This is a genomic window from Snuella sedimenti (genome assembly GCF_016428595.1).
Taxonomy (GTDB): domain Bacteria; phylum Bacteroidota; class Bacteroidia; order Flavobacteriales; family Flavobacteriaceae; genus Snuella; species Snuella sedimenti.
The window spans coordinates 22,545-44,975 of record NZ_JAELVQ010000026.1 but is presented as its reverse complement, the minus strand read 5'-3'; the positions used below and the strand labels follow the sequence as shown (position 1 = coordinate 44,975).

The 22,431-nt window shown below is 35.2% G+C and carries 18 protein-coding genes and 1 other RNA gene; 10 read left to right on the top strand and 9 right to left on the bottom strand.

What is annotated here, in order from left to right; translation table 11 throughout:
- On the bottom strand, positions 1 to 1,445 hold a 1,445-nt coding region (locus JF259_RS15180; protein ID WP_199116547.1), incomplete at its 3' end, for a PKD domain-containing protein.
- 689 nt (positions 1,446 to 2,134) lie between these two features.
- Here JF259_RS15180 and JF259_RS15175 point away from each other — a divergent pair.
- From JF259_RS15175 to JF259_RS15160, 4 genes are all read left to right on the top strand, one after another.
- Entirely contained in the window at positions 2,135 to 2,626 is a 492-nt protein-coding gene (locus tag JF259_RS15175) for a SixA phosphatase family protein (RefSeq protein WP_199116545.1), read from the top strand.
- A gap of 945 nt (positions 2,627 to 3,571) precedes the next feature.
- Entirely contained in the window at positions 3,572 to 5,632 is a 2,061-nt protein-coding gene (gene ppk1 / locus JF259_RS15170) for a polyphosphate kinase 1 (protein ID WP_199116542.1), read from the top strand.
- Between the two features lies 1 nt (position 5,633).
- Positions 5,634 to 6,539 carry a Ppx/GppA phosphatase family protein gene (locus JF259_RS15165; RefSeq protein ID WP_199116532.1) on the top strand — a complete coding sequence of 302 codons (906 nt, stop codon included), beginning with the start codon at positions 5,634 to 5,636 and terminating at the stop codon, positions 6,537 to 6,539.
- A gap of 99 nt (positions 6,540 to 6,638) precedes the next feature.
- Positions 6,639 to 7,166, top strand: coding sequence for a porin family protein (locus JF259_RS15160; RefSeq protein WP_199116530.1), 528 nt, complete (start codon positions 6,639 to 6,641; stop codon positions 7,164 to 7,166).
- Here the strand turns inward: JF259_RS15160 and miaE are convergent.
- On the bottom strand, positions 7,163 to 7,744 hold the full coding sequence (gene miaE / locus JF259_RS15155; RefSeq protein ID WP_199116528.1) for a tRNA-(ms[2]io[6]A)-hydroxylase: 582 nt from the start codon (positions 7,742 to 7,744) through the stop codon (positions 7,163 to 7,165). The genes JF259_RS15160 and miaE overlap by 4 nt on opposite strands.
- A 218-nt stretch (positions 7,745 to 7,962) precedes the next feature.
- Complete coding sequence (dnaX, locus tag JF259_RS15150) at positions 7,963 to 9,705, bottom strand: DNA polymerase III subunit gamma/tau (RefSeq protein WP_199116526.1); 1,743 nt, start codon at positions 9,703 to 9,705, stop codon at positions 7,963 to 7,965.
- A gap of 567 nt (positions 9,706 to 10,272) precedes the next feature.
- On the opposite strand from dnaX, the gene rnpB reads away from it, so the two are divergent.
- Positions 10,273 to 10,624, top strand: an RNA gene (rnpB, locus tag JF259_RS15145) — RNase P RNA component class A.
- Between the two features lie 212 nt (positions 10,625 to 10,836).
- On the opposite strand, the gene JF259_RS15140 is transcribed toward rnpB, so the two are convergent.
- The 5 genes from JF259_RS15140 to JF259_RS15120 all read right to left on the bottom strand — a co-directional run bounded on the left by JF259_RS15140 (position 10,837) and on the right by JF259_RS15120 (position 14,437).
- Complete coding sequence (locus JF259_RS15140) at positions 10,837 to 11,583, bottom strand: hypothetical protein (RefSeq protein ID WP_199116524.1); 747 nt, start codon at positions 11,581 to 11,583, stop codon at positions 10,837 to 10,839.
- A gap of 28 nt (positions 11,584 to 11,611) precedes the next feature.
- Complete coding sequence (locus JF259_RS15135; RefSeq protein ID WP_199116522.1) at positions 11,612 to 12,139, bottom strand: nuclear transport factor 2 family protein; 528 nt, start codon at positions 12,137 to 12,139, stop codon at positions 11,612 to 11,614.
- Between the two features lie 210 nt (positions 12,140 to 12,349).
- The gene (locus JF259_RS15130; protein WP_199116520.1) at positions 12,350 to 12,889 is read right to left on the bottom strand and encodes an RsmD family RNA methyltransferase; all 540 of its coding nucleotides are present in this window, start codon (positions 12,887 to 12,889) and stop codon (positions 12,350 to 12,352) included.
- Positions 12,889 to 13,710: a DUF3822 family protein gene (locus tag JF259_RS15125; protein ID WP_199116518.1), complete on the bottom strand. Its 822-nt coding sequence runs from the start codon at positions 13,708 to 13,710 to the stop codon at positions 12,889 to 12,891. The genes JF259_RS15130 and JF259_RS15125 overlap by 1 nt, the downstream gene beginning before the upstream one ends.
- A complete protein-coding gene (locus tag JF259_RS15120) occupies positions 13,694 to 14,437 on the bottom strand; it encodes a hypothetical protein (RefSeq protein WP_199116516.1) in 744 nt (247 codons plus the stop codon). The genes JF259_RS15125 and JF259_RS15120 overlap by 17 nt, the downstream gene beginning before the upstream one ends.
- A 121-nt stretch (positions 14,438 to 14,558) precedes the next feature.
- On the opposite strand from JF259_RS15120, the gene JF259_RS15115 reads away from it, so the two are divergent.
- The 5 genes from JF259_RS15115 (at position 14,559) to JF259_RS15095 (ending at position 19,431) form a co-directional block, all read left to right on the top strand.
- Positions 14,559 to 15,983 carry an ATP-dependent DNA helicase gene (locus tag JF259_RS15115; RefSeq protein WP_199116514.1) on the top strand — a complete coding sequence of 475 codons (1,425 nt, stop codon included), beginning with the start codon at positions 14,559 to 14,561 and terminating at the stop codon, positions 15,981 to 15,983.
- Positions 15,984 to 16,262: 279 nt separating this feature from the next.
- Positions 16,263 to 16,991, top strand: a complete 729-nt coding sequence (kdsB, locus tag JF259_RS15110) for a 3-deoxy-manno-octulosonate cytidylyltransferase (protein ID WP_233164322.1) — start codon at positions 16,263 to 16,265, stop codon at positions 16,989 to 16,991.
- Positions 16,982 to 17,686, top strand: a complete 705-nt coding sequence (locus JF259_RS15105; RefSeq protein ID WP_199116512.1) for an HAD family hydrolase — start codon at positions 16,982 to 16,984, stop codon at positions 17,684 to 17,686. The genes kdsB and JF259_RS15105 overlap by 10 nt, the downstream gene beginning before the upstream one ends.
- A 112-nt stretch (positions 17,687 to 17,798) precedes the next feature.
- On the top strand, positions 17,799 to 18,881 hold the full coding sequence (locus JF259_RS15100) for an iron-containing alcohol dehydrogenase family protein (protein WP_233164321.1): 1,083 nt from the start codon (positions 17,799 to 17,801) through the stop codon (positions 18,879 to 18,881).
- A gap of 1 nt (position 18,882) precedes the next feature.
- A complete protein-coding gene (locus tag JF259_RS15095) occupies positions 18,883 to 19,431 on the top strand; it encodes a 1-acyl-sn-glycerol-3-phosphate acyltransferase (RefSeq protein ID WP_199116510.1) in 549 nt (182 codons plus the stop codon).
- Between the two features lie 394 nt (positions 19,432 to 19,825).
- On the opposite strand, the gene JF259_RS15090 is transcribed toward JF259_RS15095, so the two are convergent.
- Positions 19,826 to 22,429, bottom strand: a complete 2,604-nt coding sequence (locus JF259_RS15090) for a zinc-dependent metalloprotease (RefSeq protein ID WP_233164320.1) — start codon at positions 22,427 to 22,429, stop codon at positions 19,826 to 19,828.
- Between the last annotated feature and the right edge of the window lie 2 nt (positions 22,430 to 22,431).

Here is a 22,431-nt window from a genome sequence, read left to right as displayed (position 1 = left end):
GTAGGAGAGCCAAGGCTTACGGTAGCCTCGCAATCACCGGTGCCTCCATCAGAGGTCACGGCATCTGTAATATCTGCGGGACAGGTAATGGATGGTTTTTCATCATCGGTCACCGTCACGCTTTGTTCACAAGTAACTGTATTGCCAGATGCATCAGTATATTCCCAAGTAACAATTGTTGTTCCTACAGAAAATAATGTTGGTGCATCATTGCTAATATTTCCATTGATAATATCACAATCATCGGAAAGAAGTAAATTGCCTAGATCAACATCTGAAGCAGTACATAATCCATTGTCAGCAATAACATTTACTGTTGGAGGACAAGTTATAGTTGGAGGTGTATCTGTTATTGTAATTGTATCTGAAGCACTTGCTGTATTACAATCAGCTATAGCATCAGGATCTGTAATTGTTAAGGTAACCGTATAGTCGCCTCCAGTTGCATAAGTATGTGATGGGTTTTGAAGGGCACTATTGTTTCCATCACCGAAATCCCAATAATATGTCGAATTAGGCCCTGCATTTGTTCCAGATCCTGTAAAATCTACTGCCAAATTACAAGTGCCACCACCACCTGGGTTTACGGACATAATATTCACGGAAATAGTATCTATAAACTCTATTTCAACATCAGCATCAACTGTTATTAGAGTAGAAACACACTCATCACTTATAGGGATTGTTACTGCAATGTTAAAGGTATATGAGCCTGGCTCAGAGACTGTCACTGTTGGGTCTTCAACAGTATTGCTTGGGCTGAAAGTAACTGTTGAACCTGTTGGTTTAGATTTAACCGTCCATAAATAGGTAGGAGTCCCCTGAACAAATCCATTCAATTCAACATCAATTAATGTAGGCGCAAAGCAAACTTGATTGTCGGTTCCGTCAATAACGCCAAAGTCAGGATCAATTTGTATGGTTCCACCAGCAGCAATTACTTCACTAAAAATGATGCATACATTACCTCCACCAGAACAAGCGGAATACTCAAAAGAACCAATGTTAATTCTTCTATTATTATTACATTGTCCATCAGAAGATATTGCTCCATCTCCTCCATGAGAAGTATCCAATTCAGTAGTATCTTCTATAACAATAGCTGAATTTGGAGCTAATGTTAAGGTAACATCTTCAAACCACATGATTTGCCCGCCATCTTCAATAATTAGCCTGTCAATTACACTAGGAATTGTAATATCTGTATGTAATTGTATTTGGACACCATTTGTAATTGTTATAGTACCAGTACAACTATTGGTGTTGATATAGTTCACCAATTCAGCACCTGTCATGACATTGTCACCACCTGTTGCTGCTGTATCTATAATACAGTCTGCTGCATTGACATTGGAAAGTCCAATAAATAGAAAAACAAAGATGTACAGACAATTTTTTATCTGTGATCTTGTTTTTGATAATAAACTATAAGTACTTGTTTTCATAAGCTTGTAGATTTGTTTTGACTAATAGCAACTTTTAAATATATAATTATTATAATAGTGACTGATACCTTAATTTAGGGTACAGACATAATTGGTTCGTATAAAAAAGTAATGAGGGAAAAACGTTGCACACCAACGTTAAAAACTTTGTATGTGAAATTAGATTTGGGATCATAGTTTCAGTTAATAGCTATACAAAACAACATATATGTTGCTAGTAAATCAAAAAAAAGTGTTAAATCACTTAAAAACTCGACAACGCGTGAGGTGTTTTCAGTTCATCGGTTTTATTGATTAATTTAACGATTGTCAAAGTGTTATGATTCGTGTTTATGCCCATAATTCTTGGTGTTTATCGGTTAAAAGTTGTATTTTTATACTTACTAACAAACAAATTAAATGCTTTTTGTCGAGAAAAACAACATTTTATCGATAAAATAGTGCTTTTAATCGAACGTTAATGAAATGCCATAGCTAAAAATTCTATCGTATTGAGGGGAGAATGTATGGGTATTACATCTGACTATTGAAAAACCATAAAGACCAACTGATGAAACGAACATTAATAAATTTTAAGCATTTTTTCACAAAAGGGAATGTTTAAAATTTTTAATGTGAGAGCGTAGTGGTTGCATACGTTCTCAATTTTATAATTAATTTTATATTAATAATTACTGAAATTTAAACGTATGAAAACGCTTACATTAATAAGACATGCCAAATCGTCGTGGGAATATGATGTAATTGATCATGAGCGTCCTTTGAAAGAGAGAGGGGTAAATGATGCAAAATTAGTATCTAAGTATTTTAAAATAAGTTTAAGGCCTCCAGACTTGGTGCTGTCCAGTGATGCGAATCGGGCAAAATCTACTGCAGCTATTTTTGTTAAAACATTGGATATTGATTCTGCTATTTTTCATTTAAAACATGATCTGTATGATTTTGCAGGTTACAACCTTCTGGAGGTTATAAAAGCTTGCGATGAAACTGTTAACAACTTGATGGTTTTTGGGCACAATCATGCCATCACAGATTTTGTTAATATCTATGGTCATATTTATATAGAAAATGTGCCTACCAGTGGGGTGGTAGTACTTGAATTTGATATTACCCGTTGGGCTGACTTAAAAAAGGGAAGGACGGTTCAAACCTTATTTCCAAGGGATTTAAAACCGAACTAAATTGTATAGTTTAAAGTTTAAAGTTTAAAGCGAAAAACGAAAAGTGAACAATGAACAGTTGAAGGCTAAAAGCCAACTGCTAACAGCTAAGAGTTGAGAGTTTAAAGTTGTACAATATATGTAACCAACAACCAACAACCAACAACCAAAACCCAAAACCCAAAACCCAAAACCTAAGACCCAAGACCTAAGACCTAAGACCCATTACCCAGTATTCAGTATTCGGTATTCAGTATTCAGTGTCAGTACCTAACGGCAAAAAGTTAACAGTTAAAAGTGAACAGCTAACAGCCCATGTAAAGTTTAAAAGTTTAAAGTTTAAAGTTTAAAGTTGTACAATTATGTAACCAACAACCAACAACCAACACCCAAAACCTAAGACCCATTACCTAGTATTCAGTATTCAGTATTCAGTATTCAGTAATCAGTACCCAATAGTTAAGAGTTAAAAGTGGAAAGTGTAAAGTTGAAAGTTTAAAGTTTAAAGCGAAAAACGAAAAGTGAACAATGAACAATGAACAATGAACAGTTGAAGGCTAAAAGCCAACTGCTAACAGCTAAGAGTTGAAGTTTAAAGTTGTACAATAATGTAACCAACACCCAACACCCAAAACCCAAGACCCAAGACCTAAGACCCATTACCCAGTATTCAGTACCTAACATCCAACACCCAAGACCCAAGACCCAAAACCCAACATCCCATTTATCTAAAAGCTGAGCGGTCTTTTGTCAAACTTCTGAACGTCAGTGGTTTCATATTAATGGATTCATGCACCTTCGATTTCATTGGACTCCAACAGACACCCCAACGAGGGAGCGATGAATTCTTTTCGATTAAAGCATGGTTATTTATAGAAAATGCCTTATGTTTATTTGCATTTTATCGGGTGCTTATTTTTCTGGTAAAATGGATGAATATAATTGTAATATAATTAATGATGCTTCATGATTAAAGCAGATAAGGTAAACAATAGCTATATAAACAGAGAGATAAGTTGGTTGCAATTTAATGCGAGGGTACTACAAGAGGCTTCAGACGAAACGGTTCCATTAATAGAAAGACTTCGTTTTTTAGGTATATTTTCTAATAATTTGGATGAATTTTTTAAAGTTCGATATGCTACTGTAAAACGCATTGTTGAAGCCGGTAAAGGCGGTAAAAGCGAACTTGGGGGAATTAAGGCTAAAGAATTACTCGAGATCATTACACAAATTGTTATAAAGCAACAAACAGAGAGTTTATCGATTTTAAATACCATTCATAAACGATTAGAAGAAGAGAATATTTATATTATTGATGAAACCCAAATTGATAGTGTACAGCATGACTTTATTAAGCGTTACTTTATACGTAAAGTAAGCCCAGCTTTAGTAACCATTATCTTGAGTGATTTGGTTGTGCTTCCAAACTTAAAGGACAGTGCTGCCTATCTAGCAGTTAGAATGGTAATGGCCGATGAAAATAAGCAGTATGCCCTTATAGAAATCCCAAAATCTATTAACCGTTTTATCGAATTACCTAAGCAAGGCAATAAGAATTACATTATTTTAATAGACGATTTATTGCGGTATTGTTTAGGGGAAATCTTTAATATCTTTAATTATAAGACGATCTCTGCACATATGATTAAGATTACGAGGGATGGGGAATTGGATTTTGAAAGTGACTTGAGTAAAAGTTTTATGGAAAAGATATCCGACAGTGTTAAGCACCGACAGAAAGGTGAGCCGGTTCGTTTTGTTTACGATAAAACAATTGGAGCCGATACGCTGGGGTATCTAATGTCTAAAATGGGTATTGATACTACCGATAGTATTATTCCGGGTGGACGTTACCATAATAGAAGGGATTATATGAGTTTTCCCAGTTTGGGTAGAACCGATTTGCTTTATGACAAGATTGAGCCATTGCCGGTAAAGGGACTTAGTTTAGAGGCTAGTAAATTTGAAGCAATAGCCAAAAAAGATTATCTGCTTTATGCACCGTACCAAACCTTCTCCTATGTGGTAAAGTTTTTAAGGGAAGCAGCTTTAGACCCTAAAGTTAAGACCATTAAAATTACCATTTACCGTTTGGCCGAAATATCACATATTGCCAGTTCTTTAATAAATGCTGCCATAAATGGTAAGGTCGTAACGGTTTCTATTGAATTACAGGCGCGATTTGACGAACAGGCGAATATCGACTATGCACAACAAATGAAAGACGAAGGCGTGCATCTTGTGTTTGGGGTTCAGGGCTTAAAGGTGCATAGTAAAATGTGTGTTATAGAACGGGAGGAAGGTGAAAAGATAAGGCGTTATGGTTTTATTAGTACCGGAAACTTTAACGAGTCTACGGCAAAGATTTATACAGATCATACCTTGTTTACTGCCAATCAGAGTATTCTAAAGGATGTTAATAAAATTTTCAACTTCTTTGATACCAACTACAGAATATATAAATACAAGCATTTAATTACATCGCCACATTATACACAGTCTTCTATTTTTAAATTGATAAATGAAGAAATAAAAAAGGTAAAGCAGGGCGGCGAAGGTTACATACGTTTAAAAATGAACAGTATTTCCAGTTATAAAATGGTGGATAAGCTGTATGAAGCGAGTAGGGCAGGCGTAAAAATTGAAATGATAGTAAGAGGGATTTGTTGTTTAATTCCGGGGGTAGAAGGGATGAGCGAAAACATAAAGGTTATTAGTGTTGTCGACAAGTTTTTAGAGCATTCCAGAATTTATATTTTTGGTAGTAAAGATCCTAAAGTGTATATTTCATCTGCTGATTGGATGACACGTAATATTGATAATAGGGTAGAAGTGAGTTGCCCAATTTATGATAAAGACATAAAAAAGGAAATTATAGACACCTTTAACATTTGTTGGAACGATAATGTAAAGGCCAGATTATTAAATGCATCACAGGAAAATGAATATAGAAAAAATAATAAGCCTAAAATTAGATCCCAATTTGCCATTTACGATTATTATTTAAAAAAGTTAGATAATTAATATGCTCTCAATAAAAAAATATGCTGCTATCGATATTGGATCCAATGCAGTGAGATTACTTATTTCAAACATTATAGAACAAAAAGGAAAACCTGTTCAATTTAAAAAGAGCTCTTTGGTTCGTGTACCCATTCGTTTAGGGGCAGATGTTTTTATAAAAAATAAAATTTCAAAGGAAAACACCCAGCGGCTTTTAGACACTATGTTGGCCTTTAAATTGCTCATGAAATCCCATAAGGTTGTTAAGTATAAAGCTTGTGCTACTTCTGCCATGCGCGAATCGGTTAATGGGAAAAAGGTTGTAGATTTGGTTCTCGAACAAGCTGGTGTAAGTATTGATGTTATTGATGGAGAAGAAGAAGCAGCTATTATTGCGGCTACCGATATAAATAAATATATAGACAATAGTAAAACCTATTTATATGTTGATGTAGGTGGGGGTAGTACCGAATTTACCGTAATCCACAATGGTAGGCAAATTGCCTCTAGGTCGTTTAAGATTGGAACGGTACGTTTACTAAACGATATGGTTAAAAAAGAAACTTGGCAGGAACTGGAAACCTGGATCGTTATGAATGCCAAAGGGTTTGATAAAATTAGGGTGCTTGGATCTGGAGGTAACATTAACAAGATTTTTAAAATATCGGGAAAGGCCTTGGGAAAACCGCTTACTTACTTTTATTTAACCTCCTATTATAACACCTTACAGAGTTATTCTTATGAAGAACGTATAACCGAACTGGATTTAAATCAAGATAGGGCTGATGTAATAATTCCTGCCATGCGTATTTATTTATCTGCAATGAAATGGAGTGGGGCCAAGCATATATATGTACCTAAAATTGGTTTGGCCGATGGGATTATTAAAAGTATATATTATGATACCGTTTCTAGCAATACACAGTAAAATTGTGCACTTCACCTTGTAAATATTTTTCTTTTCATTAAAAAATATATATTCGCTTACATTTTGTTTGCTATTAATTTAAACCCAAACCTATTAATTATGAAAAAAGCATTACTACTAGCTGTACTACTTTGTGTATCAGTTTATGGATTTTCACAGGGCACAAAATATGGTGTTCGTGCAGGTTACAACATTTCTAATTTGGATTTTGATGGGACGCCCATCATGGATAACGAACACAGAAACGGATTTGCGATTGGTTTTTTTGGTGAGTATGGTTTTACGAAGACCTTTGCTCTAATGCCGGAAATACAATTTTCTTCTGAAGGAGGAAAAACAAGCGCTTTACGTTTGGATTATATACAAGTGCCCGTATTGTTTAAGTTTAGGCTTAGTGAACGTATTCATATTGGTGCAGGGCCACAGGTTGGTGTAAAAGTATACGAGCACGAAGATGGTATTAGGAATTTTGCCTATTCTGGTGTTGGGGGATTAGAAATTAAACTGTCCCACGAATTCTTTTTTGATGCCCGGTACACCTATGGTTTTTCAAATATTTTTGATGATAATCAAAATGCAGAGGCCATTAACACAAACATTCAATTAGGTATCGGTTATAAATTTTAACCGTGAACAGCCTCGGTTTTACCTAGGTTGGCCATAATTTTAGCTTCATATTCAAGAAGTTGCTGCCATTTGGTGTCAACTTCTTTTTTATTTCCGTAATTCCGGGCAAAACCTAAAAACATGGTGTAATGATTCGCTTCACTTACCATTAGATTCTTGTAAAATGCAGCCAGCTCTTGGTCTTTTAATTCTTCGGAAAGCAACCTAAAACGTTCACAGCTTCTGGCTTCAATAAGCGCGGCATATAATAAACGGTGTACTAGTTGGGTCGTTCTGCTACCGCCTTTAGGGAAAAATTTAGTAAGCGCAATAACATAGTCGTCTTTACGATCTCTGCCCAAAGTCCAACCGCGTTCAATGATTTTATCGTGTACCATTTTAAAATGACTAATCTCTTCCTTTACTAAGGCTGTCATTTCCTGTACCAATTCTGTGTATTCTGGAAAACTTACAATGAGCGATATGGCAGTACTTGTTGCTTTTTGCTCACAAAAAGCATGATCCGTAAGTATTTCTTCAATATTTTTTTCAACAATATTAACCCATCTAGGATCTGTTGGTAATTTTAAGCCTAACATTTTTACTATATTTTTATTGCAAAGTAACAAAATTAACGTGAATAATGTTTAAGAGTTCTAATGTCACTTCGAGTGAAATTCTGGAAGAATTTAGTATCGAGAAGTACTTTTAGTTGGAAATTTATTTGTTTTCGATACACCAAATCACAGATTTGGCACTCAAACTAACATAATTCCTTACCCATTATTCACGTTGAATTAAAACGCGTAGAGTCGTTTTAAACCTCTAAATCAAATAGTTTTCTTAAAAGATCTATGTTTGGATTTTTGTCTTTTAATTTTTCAAATTTATCCCTGTCGGTGTAGGCATATTTCTTTTCCATGGTCTCGTTAACGGTAATGCATAGATTGACATCGTAATTATTAACAGCTTTTCTAATATAAGCTAAAAGATCATATTGGTTGCGTTCTAATTCCATCTTGTTAGTGGCATTAGGGTACTCTAAATGGACTTCGGTATTTACAACTTTTGGCGTGTCTATAGATAGAATGGATGCTAAATTAAACTGACCTTTATCTTCAAGTACTTTGGTGTAGGCATGCCAAGCCTCTATAAGCGCTTGTTCTGTAAAGGGGTCTTTTGGTAAATTCTCTTCTTCAACAACAACATCCATTTGTTTGATAAGATGCTCCTTTTTTGCACGAATACTTTTTAATGAAAGTCCTGATGTACGTTTTACATCTTTATTTAATACAATCTTTGGAGGTGTATCCACTTGCTTTTTACCAGATTCGGTCAAGGCATTTTGTAATGTGCTACTGGTTTTGTTAAGCACCTCGTCTGGCTGTACCTTATTTACCGCTGCTGGCTGTTTATTAGGAACCGTTACGGATATAGGTGTGATACCCTTGTTCTTAAAATAGGAAGGTGGGATTATGTAACGTTTGCTATTTTTTTTTTCTCCATCAAAAGTGATAGAGGCAAGTTGCATTAAGCATAACTCAACAAGTAAGCGTTGGTTCTTACTGGTTTTATATTTTAAATCGCAGTCGTTGGCGAGATTGATTGCTTGAAGCAGGAATTCTTGGGATGCCTTGCTGGATTGCTCCAGGTATTTTGCTTTGGTTTGATCGCCAACTTCCAATAAGCTTATTGTCTTTTGTGTTTTACTTACCAGTAAATCCCTAAAATGAGAGGCTAAACCAGCTATATAATGATGTCCGTCGAAACCTTTAGAGAGTGTATTGTTAAATTGTAGTAGCAGTTCAGGGATTTTATTTTCCAGAATAAGGTCTGTACTGGTAAAGTAGGTTTCGTAATCTAAAACATTTAAGTTTTCGGTTACGGCCTTTCGAGTTAAGTCCTTTCCAGAAAAGCTTACGACACGATCAAAAATGGATAGTGCATCACGCATGGCTCCATCTGCTTTTTGGGCGATGATGTGTAAAGCGTCATCTTCGGCAGTTATGCCTTGCTCTTCAGCAATATATTTAAGGTATTCTTTTGCATCTCTGACAGTGATGCGCTTGAAATCAAATATCTGACATCGCGATAATATAGTTGGTATTATCTTGTGTTTTTCAGTAGTTGCTAAAATGAAGATACAATGTTTGGGAGGCTCCTCAAGTGTTTTTAAAAAAGCATTGAACGCGGCTTGCGATAGCATATGAACCTCGTCGATAATGTATACTTTATATTTTCCTACTTGGGGCGGTATACGCACCTGATCTGTTAGGTTTCGTATGTCGTCAACAGAATTATTTGAAGCAGCATCTAGTTCAAAAACATTAAAAGCGAAATCTTCATTTCCCGTTTCGGTTCCTTCGCTATTAATCATTTTAGCTAGAATACGGGCACAAGTCGTTTTGCCAACCCCCCGGGGACCCGTAAACAATAGGGCTTGGGCCAAGTGGTTATTTTCAATAGCATTTAGTAAGGTATTGGTAATGGCTTGCTGACCAACAACGTCCTTAAAGGTTTGTGGTCTATACTTTCTTGCCGATACTATAAAGTGTTCCAATGCTACTAAATTTACCCGTGTTGGATTTGAAACAAAGTTAAAAATTCAATTCAAAATTCTGAATTCAAAATTCTGAATTTTATAGGAGTTATTAACAATTTGTGAAGTGAAAAGTTAACAGTTAAAAGTGTAAAGTTGAAAGTTAAAGGTTAAAAGTTGAAAGTTGAAAGTTGAAAGTGTAAAGTTGAAAGTTAAAAGTTAGAAAGTAGGAGGCTTGAAGACGGGAGTTGGGAGCATGGAAGAGAAAGGGGTATGGAGTTAGTTGCACGTAGTAATTGAAAAATTATCAATCCCAAGACCTAAGAGTCAAAAGTGAAAAGTTTCAAGTTTAAAAGTTTGATTCATTCAGAACGGACATTGAGCATTGAAGTCGAAATGGTAGTGAAGAATCTTTCGATTAACAAAGAGATTGCTCCATTCGCTTCGACTATGCTTTGTGTAACACGTCAGACATGACAAAACACTGTTTTTTTGCATTATGACACATAATGGGTATTAAAAAAAAAGTTTTTTAAGTACTTCTAACTTTAGACATTTACAACTTATAATATTACTTTTGCTTTTAAGTAAATCGCCTTATCGCTCGAAAGCTGAACTTGTTTTATTCGTATCAAGTATTCGTATAAGGTACTGAAACAAGTTAAGCATTAGGGAGGAAAGTCCGAACACCAAAGTGCAACATAGTGGTTAATGGCCACCAGTCGTGAGGCTAGGAAAAGTGCAACAGAAAGGATGTACAGGTAATGCTGTAGTGAAATCAGGTAAACTCTATGTGGTGCAATGTCATGTAAACCAGTGTTTGAGGGCTGCACGTCCGATGCTGGAGGGTAGGCAGCTAAAGTGTATTGGTAACAATGCGCTCAGATAAATGATAAGGGCTCTTTTTAAGAGTACAGAATTCGGCTTATAGATTTGCTTAGTTAAACAGAAGTGCGACCCACCGGTCGCACTTGTGCTTTTGTATATGAGACTGTTTAAAATTCCACCTTTTGGTTTTGTTATGCCCCTTTTTTCACCACTTTTCGTAATGAAAATCCTCATTTAGCGCTGCTAAACTCCTGTTTTAAAGCCTTAATTGGCAAAAAAATGGCCTATAACAAATTTTAAACAGTCTCTATAGTTATGTCTAAATTAGTTAGAAGAATAGGCTAAATCTGGACGAATTTGCCCTTTGTATTCTTCGAATCGCGATAGGTGTTTCATCATGTTCCCAAATACTTCATGACGTTTCTCTCCTAAAAGTTCATCGTTAGCCTTAGATTGCATGGCAGCATCTACATCGTCTTTTGAAGAAACTGCTACTAGGTAGTAACTTTCAGGATTTCCCAATCCACTATGATAAACCCTATAATATAGTTTTGAGTTTTTATTAACAAATAGCTCTTTGATAGCTTTCATAGATTCCTTTAACTTGCCTTGGTTTTCTGGGGTATAATAGAGGAAGTAATATTCCCTATTGTTTAGCCCTTCTTGGGTTTGAGAGAAACCTTCTGGCATATAGGTTAGGTCTTCGGCTAGTGTAATAATATAGTCAGAGTGGGAATCATAACATTTGTTGAAACGGGTAAACATGTTAGTCCAATCTTCTCCCATTGCTTTAGACATGTCTGCAAAAGGTTTTGCATCCAAATCAGCAAATTTTTCAAGTGGTGTAACATACATATATCTTAAATCACTGGTTACAGAAGTTAGCCATTCTGTTTGGGGTTTGTGTTTTTTACAGGCCTCTACAAATTCCTTTGCTACTTTTTCATAGTCTTTTACCATTGATGGTTTTACATTGTCTACATGTATATAATAGCGTTTTTGGGCATTGGCTATGTTTAGGGTTAAACAAAAAGCGAACGCAATTAGTAATGCGGTTTTTAAAGTTTTCATAATAGTTGTCTTTAATTTGAGAAGTATGTTATTCTTCAGTTTGATTCATTTCTTCACTTGCGACTGCCAATTTTTCGGCTTCTATTTCTTGTAGAGCAGCCATGTAGGGAGCGAGGTTGTAATAGGCATATTCGTTTGCGATTTTCCCATCAATAAATTGTAATGTTAAATGGACAGGGATGTGTAATTCTTTACCATTGGCTTTAAGTGTACCTTTCCAGTGGTCCCAATAATTAACCCAAGTTTTTCCTTCTTTGTCGATTATCATTTCAGAAATACCTCCTTTTTCTGAAAATCCGTAAGATGAAAAGTTGGAAAGCATTTGTTTATGGCCTTCAATACTTTCGTCTGGGGTAATTCCTTTGCTGGAGTTTGGGTATATTTTTGCTGTATCCGCAAAGTTGGATTTCCAGACTTCCCAATTTTGATTTTCATAAGCTTTGATGCCAGACTTGACTGTTTCTATTTCTGGAGATTCAGAAAAATAACGCTGGGGAGTTTGTTGGCATGCAATAATAAAAATTAAGGCAAGCCCTACTAAAAAGAGTTTTTTCATAATTATAGTTTTAGTTAATTAATAAGCTATTTACCATAATCATGGACAATAAAAAGAACTAATTTTATTGAGTAAGGAAGTGGATGATAGAGACAGGACTCTTTTATTATCTATCTAAAGTACTGAAAAAAAAGGATTTAAAGAAGTAAGAAAATAAATATTTTTTTGAAACGAATTATCCTCGAGGAATTTTTATCGATTAAATCTTTTTTATGACGCTTCAAAAAAACTAAACATGTTGCCTCCATAGCTTTTGGAGTAGGCGTAATGATCTAAATTAGACAAGTCGGTGTGTTTTGAATGTTCTATAATAAGAATCCCACCTTCTATAAGAAAATTATTTTGAAAGACTAATTCAGGTATTTTAGCAAATTGAGCATCGGGGAGGTTGTATGGGGGGTCAGCAAAAATGATATTCGCCTGTAAAGTTGCCTTTTCTAAAAATTTGAAAACATCACTTTTTATGGTTTGGATGGGCATGTCGAAACTTTGGGCTGTTTGGTTTATAAATTTTATACAGCCATAATCTTGGTCTACACAGGTAATTTGCTCAGTTCCTCTAGAAGCAAATTCATAGCTAATGTTTCCAGTACCGGCAAAAAGATCTAAAACGGTAACTTGGTCGAAATAAAAAAGATTATTTAAAATATTGAACAAAGACTCCTTTGCCATGTCGGTTGTTGGTCTAACCGGTAAGTTTTTTGGGGCAATTATTTTCCGTCTCTTATATATTCCTGATATAATACGCATTAAAAACTTTTTATTAATGTAAAATTCGAATAATTGGTTTTTGGTTGTTCAAGATATTGGTAGTTGTCAAGGCGGTCTCCAAAGCTAATATGTCTAATATACTTGTAAGCTATTTGATATAAAGGATCGTTTTCATCAATATTTCCTAATAAGACCAGTTGTAGTGTTTCTGGGTTTAATTCCAACTGTTCGGATGCGAAGAGGATGTAGTAAATAAAATCTTCCTTAGTCGCGTATTCAAAAGTGTTATAAAGTTGAAGTTTCGTTTTGTTAACAACAACCATTTCAAAGTGGTTCGAGCAAATGTTTACGTATATTTTAGGCGTATCGTTATTCTTTTCTATTAGCAATACTTGTTCAATTAAAATGGTAGATACATGCTTAAAGGTAAAAGCCCCAAACTTGTCATAAATAAAATTGTTAATATTTACGTAAGGAACATATACGTTAACAGAGTCGTTTATATTGATGGCATCAAAAGTAATGAAGTCCGATTTTAATATTTTGGTGTTGAATTTTAAATAATCGGCTAAGCACTCTTCATTAAAAAGCGGTTTAGGGACCAACGTTGATAGTTCATTTTCATGGATTACGCAAACGGCGTTAAAGGATTCTTGTAATGCCTCCTCTGTGTTGAAAGTATGCTTTAAACGATCTAAAATAGCTATGGGGGTGAGGCGCTTTTCAAAATCAACTTCCTTAAGCGTTGTAATTGTATTATTGTCCCTGTCTACAATACAAAAAGAAAGTCCACTCAAACTTATTTGAATGGACAATTCCTTATGTGTTAATGTATCTAAAATATTATTCGTTATCACCATAGGTTTTAGGCCAGTTACCGCTAGTTGTAACTTCTTCCATCGATCCTACTTTAATGGCATCTCCTGTTACACCTACAACGGTAGAAATAACTTGTTTTTCTTGATTAAGTAAATCTTTATCCTGGTCGAAGAAAAGAAAATCTTTTTTCGCAGCAGCTTCAAATACGGGAATGTTTACGTCATTTTGTTCAATAAACCCCGCCTTTAATTCAAATTTAGAACCTGGCTTGCCAACAGGTATGTTCATCATTGTTTGGTAACGGGTTGAGTTCTTAAATAAAGAATCCTTTACAGGAACAAAGCCCAAAGTATCTATGATTACTTCATCTTTATAAGTAGGAACACCTCCATAGCGCTTTGTCATTTCTACATCTAAAACACTAGTGTCACGACGTTGCGTAATTGTAAACTCGGCAGTATCAACAAATTTAATTAAGTTGTCAAAATTATCGGTAAATCTTCCAGTTACTTGTTTGTGAGCTAGTTGCGCGTCCCTAATATCGATCAAACTTTTTATTACCTTAGCATAGCGCTTGTTTTTTTCTTTATTGAACTGGATAGGTTCATATATAGACATGTAAGTTTGGTATCCCAGATAACCTATCACCAACCACAAGATTAAAGTTAAGAAAGGCTTGAATTTTAAAGGTATAAATTTGTCAACTAGCTTAACTAAGCCAATGGTAACTAAAATTACAGCAACTGCAATAAGAATAAATTTTAACATCGTCGATTTTTAATTAAAAAGTTATTAAAGGTCTTTCGCAAATCTACAATTTTTTTTTAATCGTAAAAACCAAAGCACGTAAAAATCATTTTTATCTTTGGAGAATTTATAAGCACATTAGATGACTTCTACCGAATTTTACGCACTTATGAAGCAGCAGTTCCCTTTTCAGCCTACAATGAAACAGGATATTGTACTGCAACAACTATCACATTTTATTTTTAGTAAAACATCCAATGCGCTATATCTACTAAAGGGGTATGCGGGAACAGGAAAAACAACTATAATAGGAACTATAGTCTCCAATTTGTGGAAAGCCAAGAAAAGTTCGGTTTTAATGGCTCCTACGGGACGTGCGGCTAAAGTTATTGCTAACTATTCAGGTAAAGAGGCTTTTACGATTCATAAAAAAATCTATTTTCCAAAAAAAGACAAAGGCGGAGGGGTTAAGTTTGTTTTACAGCCAAATAAGCATAAAAATACACTGTTTATAGTTGATGAAGCTTCTATGATATCGGATACTCCTGGAGAATCAAAGCTTTTTGAAAATGGCTCGTTGCTTGATGATTTAATGCAGTATGTGTATTCCGGACACCAGTGTAAGCTTTTGTTAATAGGAGATACGGCACAATTGCCTCCAGTGAAATTGGATTTAAGCCCTGCTCTCGATCCAAACACGCTTAGTTTGAATTACAATAAGGAGGTTACTAAAATGGAGTTGGACGAGGTGGTGCGACAAGGACAAGATTCGGGCATCCTTATAAATGCAACAATGCTTAGGGAAGCTCTGTCCAATTCGTTTTACGAAACCTTTAAATTTGATTTGCGCGGATTTAAAGATATTGTAAAGCTTATAGATGGGCATGAAATCATGGATGCTATAAACGATGCGTATAGCACTATGGGAAATGAAGATACAGCTATTATAGTACGTAGTAATAAACGGGCGAATTTATATAACCAACAAATACGCAGTCGCATTTTATTTAATGAAAATGAATTAACCCCCGGTGATTATTTAATGGTTGTAAAAAACAATTACTTTTGGATTAAACCAACCTCCGAAGCAGGGTTTATTGCCAATGGCGATATTATTGAAGTACTGGAGATTTTCAGTATACAGGAACTTTATGGCTTTCGTTTTGCAGAAGTTAAAGTGCGTATGGTAGATTATCCTAAAATGCAAGCTTTTGAAACAGTTGTATTGTTAGATACCATAGAATCGGAAACCCCTTCACTTTCTTATGAAGATTCGAATCGTTTGTACCAAGAAGTCATGAAGGATTTTGAAGATGAAACCAGTAAATACAAAAAGTTTTTAAAAGTTAAGGGAAGCAAGCACTTTAATGCCTTACAGGTTAAATTTTCCTATGCTATTACGTGTCATAAGTCCCAAGGAGGGCAATGGAATACTGTTTTTGTCGAGCAGCCCTATTTGCCAAACGGTGTGGATAAAGACTTTTTAAGGTGGCTTTATACAGCAGTAACACGGGCAAGGGAAAAATTATATCTCATAGGGTTTAAGGATACATTTTTTGAAACGTAGTTGTTAACCTTAGACAAATGAACCTAGATAAAAGTAAACTTATAGCATTTCAGTGTTATCCGAAAGATTGACTTAAGACTGCTACGTTTTTAGATTAAAGAAATTAGACTGATTTATTTTTAGTAAGTTTTAAAGAGTGGCTTTTATTCATGAAAAGGTAAAATTTTTAACCAATTGGAAAAAGTCAAGATGAGTTCTTTAAAAAGATTTAATACTATAAAACTATTGGCTCTAATATAAATATTCTATTTTTGGGTTAAGAATTGATATACATAGTAAATGAAGATAATTTCAATGATACCTGCACGCTATGCAGCGTCTCGTTTTCCAGGAAAACTTATGCAAGATCTTGGAGGTAAAACGGTAATACGGCGTACTTATGAAGCGACTGTTGCTACTAATTTGTTTGATGACGTTTTTGTTGTAACCGATAGTGCCATTATTTATGATGAAATTGTAAATAACGGTGGGAAAGCGATTATGAGTGTTAAGGAGCATGATTGTGGCAGTGATAGAATAGCAGAAGCTGTTGAGAACATGGATGTCGATATTGTTATTAATGTACAGGGCGACGAACCTTTTACAGATAGGACTTCTTTGGAAAAGCTTATAAGTGTTTTTAAGGAAGACCCCGGTAAGCAAATAGATTTAGCCTCGTTAATGGTACATATAACCGATTTGGATGAGATTAACAATCCCAATACCGTAAAAGTAATCGTAGACCAATCTAATTTTGCACTGTATTTTTCGCGAAACCCTATACCGTACCCACGCGATTTAAATGTAGATGTTAAATACTATAAGCACAAAGGTGTTTATGCCTTTAGAAAAGAGGCTATATTGGATTTTTATAAATTACCAATGTTACCTTTAGAGGCTTCCGAAAAAATAGAATGCATTCGCTATTTAGAGTATGGTAAGCGTATTAAAATGGTTGAAACCGATGTGCAGGGTGTAGAAATTGATACACCCGAAGATTTAGAACGCGCAAAGAAACTATGGGAATAGATTATCAGCATATAAAAGTTATTGGTTTTGATGCCGATGACACACTTTGGGTTAATGAAACCTATTTTCGGGAAGCCGAAGCCGAGTTTGGAAAGTTGTTATCGGAATACGAAACACCCAATAAAATTGATCAAGAGCTTTTTAAAAAGGAAATTGCTAATTTGCCTTTGTATGGTTACGGTGTTAAGGCCTTTGTTTTGTCTATGGTAGAAATGGCATTAGAACTATCCAATTACGATGTGTCTAATAAAACCATTGAAGCTATTTTGAATATTGGAAAGGAGATGCTTAACAAACCTGTTGAATTACTCGATGGGGTAGAAGATGTTTTACACCATTTATCCAAAAAATATAGATTGATTTTAGCAACCAAAGGCGATTTGTTGGATCAAGAACGAAAATTAGAAAGGTCGGGCTTAACAGATTATTTTCATCATATTGAGGTGTTAAGCGACAAACAAGAAATCAACTATTCCAGACTGTTAAACCATTTAGATATTAACCCCTCTGAATTTTTAATGGTAGGAAACTCGTTGAAGTCGGATATTTTACCTTTGGTAAACATAAAAGCACATGCTATTCACGTGCCGTTTCATACAACTTGGGCACATGAACAAGTAAGTGAAAAGGAAACCAATGGTAAGGTGTATAGAACCATATCGAGCTTAAGAGAATTAAAAAGACTGTTAAACTAACAATTAATTGAAAGAATAACCAGACAATTAGTATTTTTACAAACCAATTACATTAAACCGAATAAACTTAAATTAATATTATTTTTACACGTAGTAAAAGAAAACAAATTGCATGAATTATAAAAACTTTCCAATGGTACCAAGGATTATCTTTGGTCGAGGTAGTTTCAATCAATTAGGTGATATATTAGCCCCAAAACGCTTAAGTATAAACGCTCCATTTATTTATTTGGTAGATGATGTGTTTAAAAGTAATGCTTTTATAACCTCAAGAATAGCGCTTTCCTATGACGATAAAATTATTTATGTGTCATCAGAGGAAGAACCAAAGACCTCTCAAGTAGATAATTTGGTTGAGGAGATTATTTTAATGACAAAAGAACGCCCTTCTGGTATTATAGGTATTGGAGGGGGGACTATGTTGGATTTGGCTAAGGCTGTAGCTATTATGCTAACAAACGAAGGAGAGGCTAAAGATTATCAGGGTTGGGATTTGGTTAAAAACCCAGCAATATATCATGTTGGTATTCCAACAATTTCGGGAACAGGGGCCGAGGTGTCCAGAACAACGGTTTTAACGGGACCCGATAAAAAATTGGGAATAAATTCAGATTACACTCCATTTGATCAAGTGGTGTTGGATCCTGAACTAACTAAGAATGTGCCAAAAGATCAGTGGTTTTATACGGGTATGGATTGTTATATCCATTGTATTGAATCTTTAAACGGGACCTATTTAAATGCCTTTAGTCAAAGTTATGGAGAAATGGCTTTAGAGCTTTGTAAAGAAGTGTTTTTGGGTGAAAAGCTCTCAATAAAGGAGTCTCAAGATAAGCTTATGATGGCTTCTTGGCATGGCGGTATGAGTATAGTGTATTCCCAAGTAGGTGTGGCTCATGCTATGAGTTATGGGTTGTCTTATTTGTTGGGAACAAAGCATGGTATTGGTAATTGTATTGTATTCGATCATTTAGAAGAATTTTATCCAGAAGGCGTAGCGCTTTTTAAGGCCATGAAAGAGAAGCACGATATTCAATTACCGAAAGGTATTTGTGCTAATTTAAGTGATCAAGAATTGGATGTTATGATTAGTATCTCTTTGAGTTTAGAACCACTTTGGGAAAATGCATTGGGGAAAAATTGGAAAAAGGTAATGACCCCTAAAAAATTAAAGGAACTTTATAAAAAGATGTAATATGCAATGGCTGGCCAAACTTATCTATTTTAAAGTTTTAGGTTGGCAGGTTGTTGGTAATACCACCATCTCGAGAGCAACACTAAAAAAGGCAGTTATTATTGCGGCACCACATACCAGTTGGCACGACTTTTATATTGGTATTTTGCTGCGATCGGTATTAGGCATAAAGACACATTTTATTGCAAAACGTGAATTGTTCACCTTTCCTTTTGGGTATTTTTTTAGAATGCTAGGCGGTACACCAATAGATAGGCACATTAAAGAAAATAAGGTCAAAGCCATTGCAAGACTATTCAATGAAAGGGATGAGTTTAGAATGGCTTTAACGCCAGAGGGGACACGAAAAAAAGTGAAGACTTGGCGTACGGGTTTTTATTATATAGCTAAGGAAGCAGGTGTTCCAATTATTATGTTAACGTTGGATTTTAAGAATAAGCAAAACAAAATTTCTGAACCTTTTTATCCTACAGGTGATGTTGAAGCTGATTTTAAGTTTATTCGTAGCTTTTATCAAGGTGTAAAGGGAAAGATCCCTCACTACTCATAGGTTTAAAACGTGGCATGAAATTTGTCCGTATGTAATTGTAACGAGCTTAGTAATGAAACATAAAGTAAACAATTGAATTGTCCCTAAAAAGAAACATTGCTAATTTATATAAAGATAAAAGCTACTCCATAATTTATGAAGTAGCTTTTTTTTAACTTTTTATTATTGGCTGTTAGCTGTTAGGTCTTGTCTATTGGGTGTTGGCTTTTAACTTTTCACTACTCACTGCTAGTTTTTGGCTTCTCATTTTTCACTTTTAGCTGTTAGCTTTTGGTTAATTGTATCATGGTAAAGACCTAATAACTTTTAAAGCCATTAACAAAAGCCGACCCGTGTCGTTCAAGGGTAAAGCTCTTGTGGTATTAGAATCTATGGGTTTTCAATCCGCAGATGTTTATTTGACCTCCTTTAAAGTATTGTCTATTAGGGTTTTTAAATGTTGTTTGTGTGCTTTTGTGGCAATGTTACCAGTAGTGTTAATCTTCGCTTTAATATTTTTTAAGTTGTAAAGCGCCATGGACTGGGCATGGTTTGTGTAACGTTTGCTTTGATTGCCTACTAGCATATTAATAAGTGTCTTGGTGTATTCTAATTGAAGGTTCTGTCTAAACGAATTTATATTGCCATAACTATCCTCTTTAAAGATGGCATTATTTAAGTCGTTCATAAAACTAGGTAAGTTGTAGGTATTGCCGTATAATTCAGAATCGGTTATTCTTTGTAAGGTGTTGTAGTGTAACAAGTGACTCAATACATTTTGTTGATATGTAAGTATTTGATTGTGAATTTTTGGGTCTTCAGGACTTGATTGGAAATTAAAGCCTCTTCTTTGCATCGCTAGATAGTTGTATAGATCGCTAGGGGCTGTAAAGGCATCAGGAGCAAATACATATTTGTTTAATGCGGCCATAGCTCTTTTTTGGTCTTTAAGGCTCACGGGGGTGTATGGTTGTGTTTCTCCTTTTTGCCCTACCATGGCACGATCTACATAAACACCTCCTATATATCTGGATATAATATTGGCAGCTGATGCTTTCTGGCTACTAAGTAAATAATAAACACGTCTTAATTCTTGATACGATTGTCCTGGTTTTATCAAATTACTTTTAGCTTCTTTCATCAAATCATTGGCTAATTCTATGCGGTCAATAGCATAGGCAATGGCATCACTGGATTGGTCGTTTACCATAACGCGCGGATCGATAGCCTTACCAGGGGAGCGCATATCGTCGGCATCATTTCCAAAAATCAATTCTGGTTTTGTTGACTGTTCTAAGAGTGCCTGATGTGCTGCTTCCGATTTAAATGGTGTATAGCCTAATTGAATTGCCCATATATCGTAAGGCCCTACAACGGTATTGTCGTAGTGTCCTTGTTTGCTACGGTCTCTAGTAATATTTAAGGCAGCATAGTCCATTACAGAAGCGGTTAAACATTTGCCTTCAATAAATTCAGCATCGGCTAACTGTTCTGGAGAATATAGCTGACTGGCTTTCATGTTGTGGTTTAAACCTAGTGTATGGCCTATTTCATGCATTATTAAGGCTGTCATGGCTTCCTTCTTTATACGCGCTGTTTCTAAATCGGTTACTCCCGTTAGCGAAGCAACACTGGTGGCAAACATAATATCTTGGTGTACTTGATGTCCTAATGAGCAATACATATGATTATTATCACCATGTGCTTCATTGTTAAAAGGCGTTTCTAATGCAGCTAGGTTGTATACTTTATCATAAAATACCCGATTTGAGAAGTGAACAAACTCCAACATAATATCGGCACCTAAAATTTGACCTGTTTTGGGGTTAACAAAGCTAGGGCCGTAACCCCCAAAAGGCGGTTGGGGAGAAGAAGTCCAACGCAATACATTGTATTCTATGTCACCGGCATCCCAAGTAGCGTCATCTGGTTGAATTTTTACTACGATGGCATTTTTAAACCCAGCTTTTTCAAAAGCAACATTCCATTGTAAAACAGCTTGTTTTATAGTTTCCCGCCATTCAAGAGGTGTTGAATTTTCTATCCACCATGTAATGGGTTCTATAGGTTCTGAAATGGCTGCTTCTTGGTCTTTCTTTTTTAAATTCCAGCGGTGTATTAAGTCTCTGTATGGAGTAGAGCTGGTTGTTGTTTTGTCGTCTACCTGAGTTGTAAAATACCCAACACGAGGATCGTCGTACCTTATTTCATAATCGTTCTTGGGCATAGCAATCAAGCTATGGCATACTTTAATACTAACATTTCTACCATCTGCTACGGCGTTGGAACCTCTGTTTAGGATACTTGGAGAAGAGTATACGTATTCAATGGCCAGATTGGTATTGGCCTTATAATTCCTTATAGTATTAATTTTAGTTTTACCTTTACTAAGACCTCCTAGTTTAAAAGCCGTGGGTGATTGTCCTGGATATCCTGGGCTTTTAATTTGGGATAATGTTTCGCTTAAAAATAGGTCGCTAGCTTTAATTAAATAAAGCCCTTGCTTTTTGTCATGAAATTCAACTTTTAAGCTAGCCATATTGCCATTACTAATATTGGCATCTTTGGATTTCGATATTGGGCTTTCGGGATCGAAATAAAAGGATGTATTTTGAGTAACAAATTCAATTTTGTCGAAGTACTTTTCAATTTTAAACACTTTAGAGCCTCTGTAAGCCCCCCTGTTTATTCTACCGGCATCTAAAACACCATCTGCAATTTGACTGAAATAAATAAACTCTTTGTTTATCTGGTCTTCTGATATAACCATTTTTATAGAGCCGTTTAGGGTGTCTTGGTAAATGGTAAATAACCCCTCTATTTTTTTACAGGATTTTGTGAAGTCGGCTATGGTTTTTTCCTTGGCTTTTTTTTCAGTTGCATTTGCTTCAATTTTGGCTTTTTTCTTCTTTTTTAACCATTGGGCATCGGCTTGATGTGGAGTGAAAAAAAGCAAAGCCATTATGGCAAGTATAAAAAAATTAGTGGTTTGTGGTTTGAGGTGTTTCTTAATATTCATGA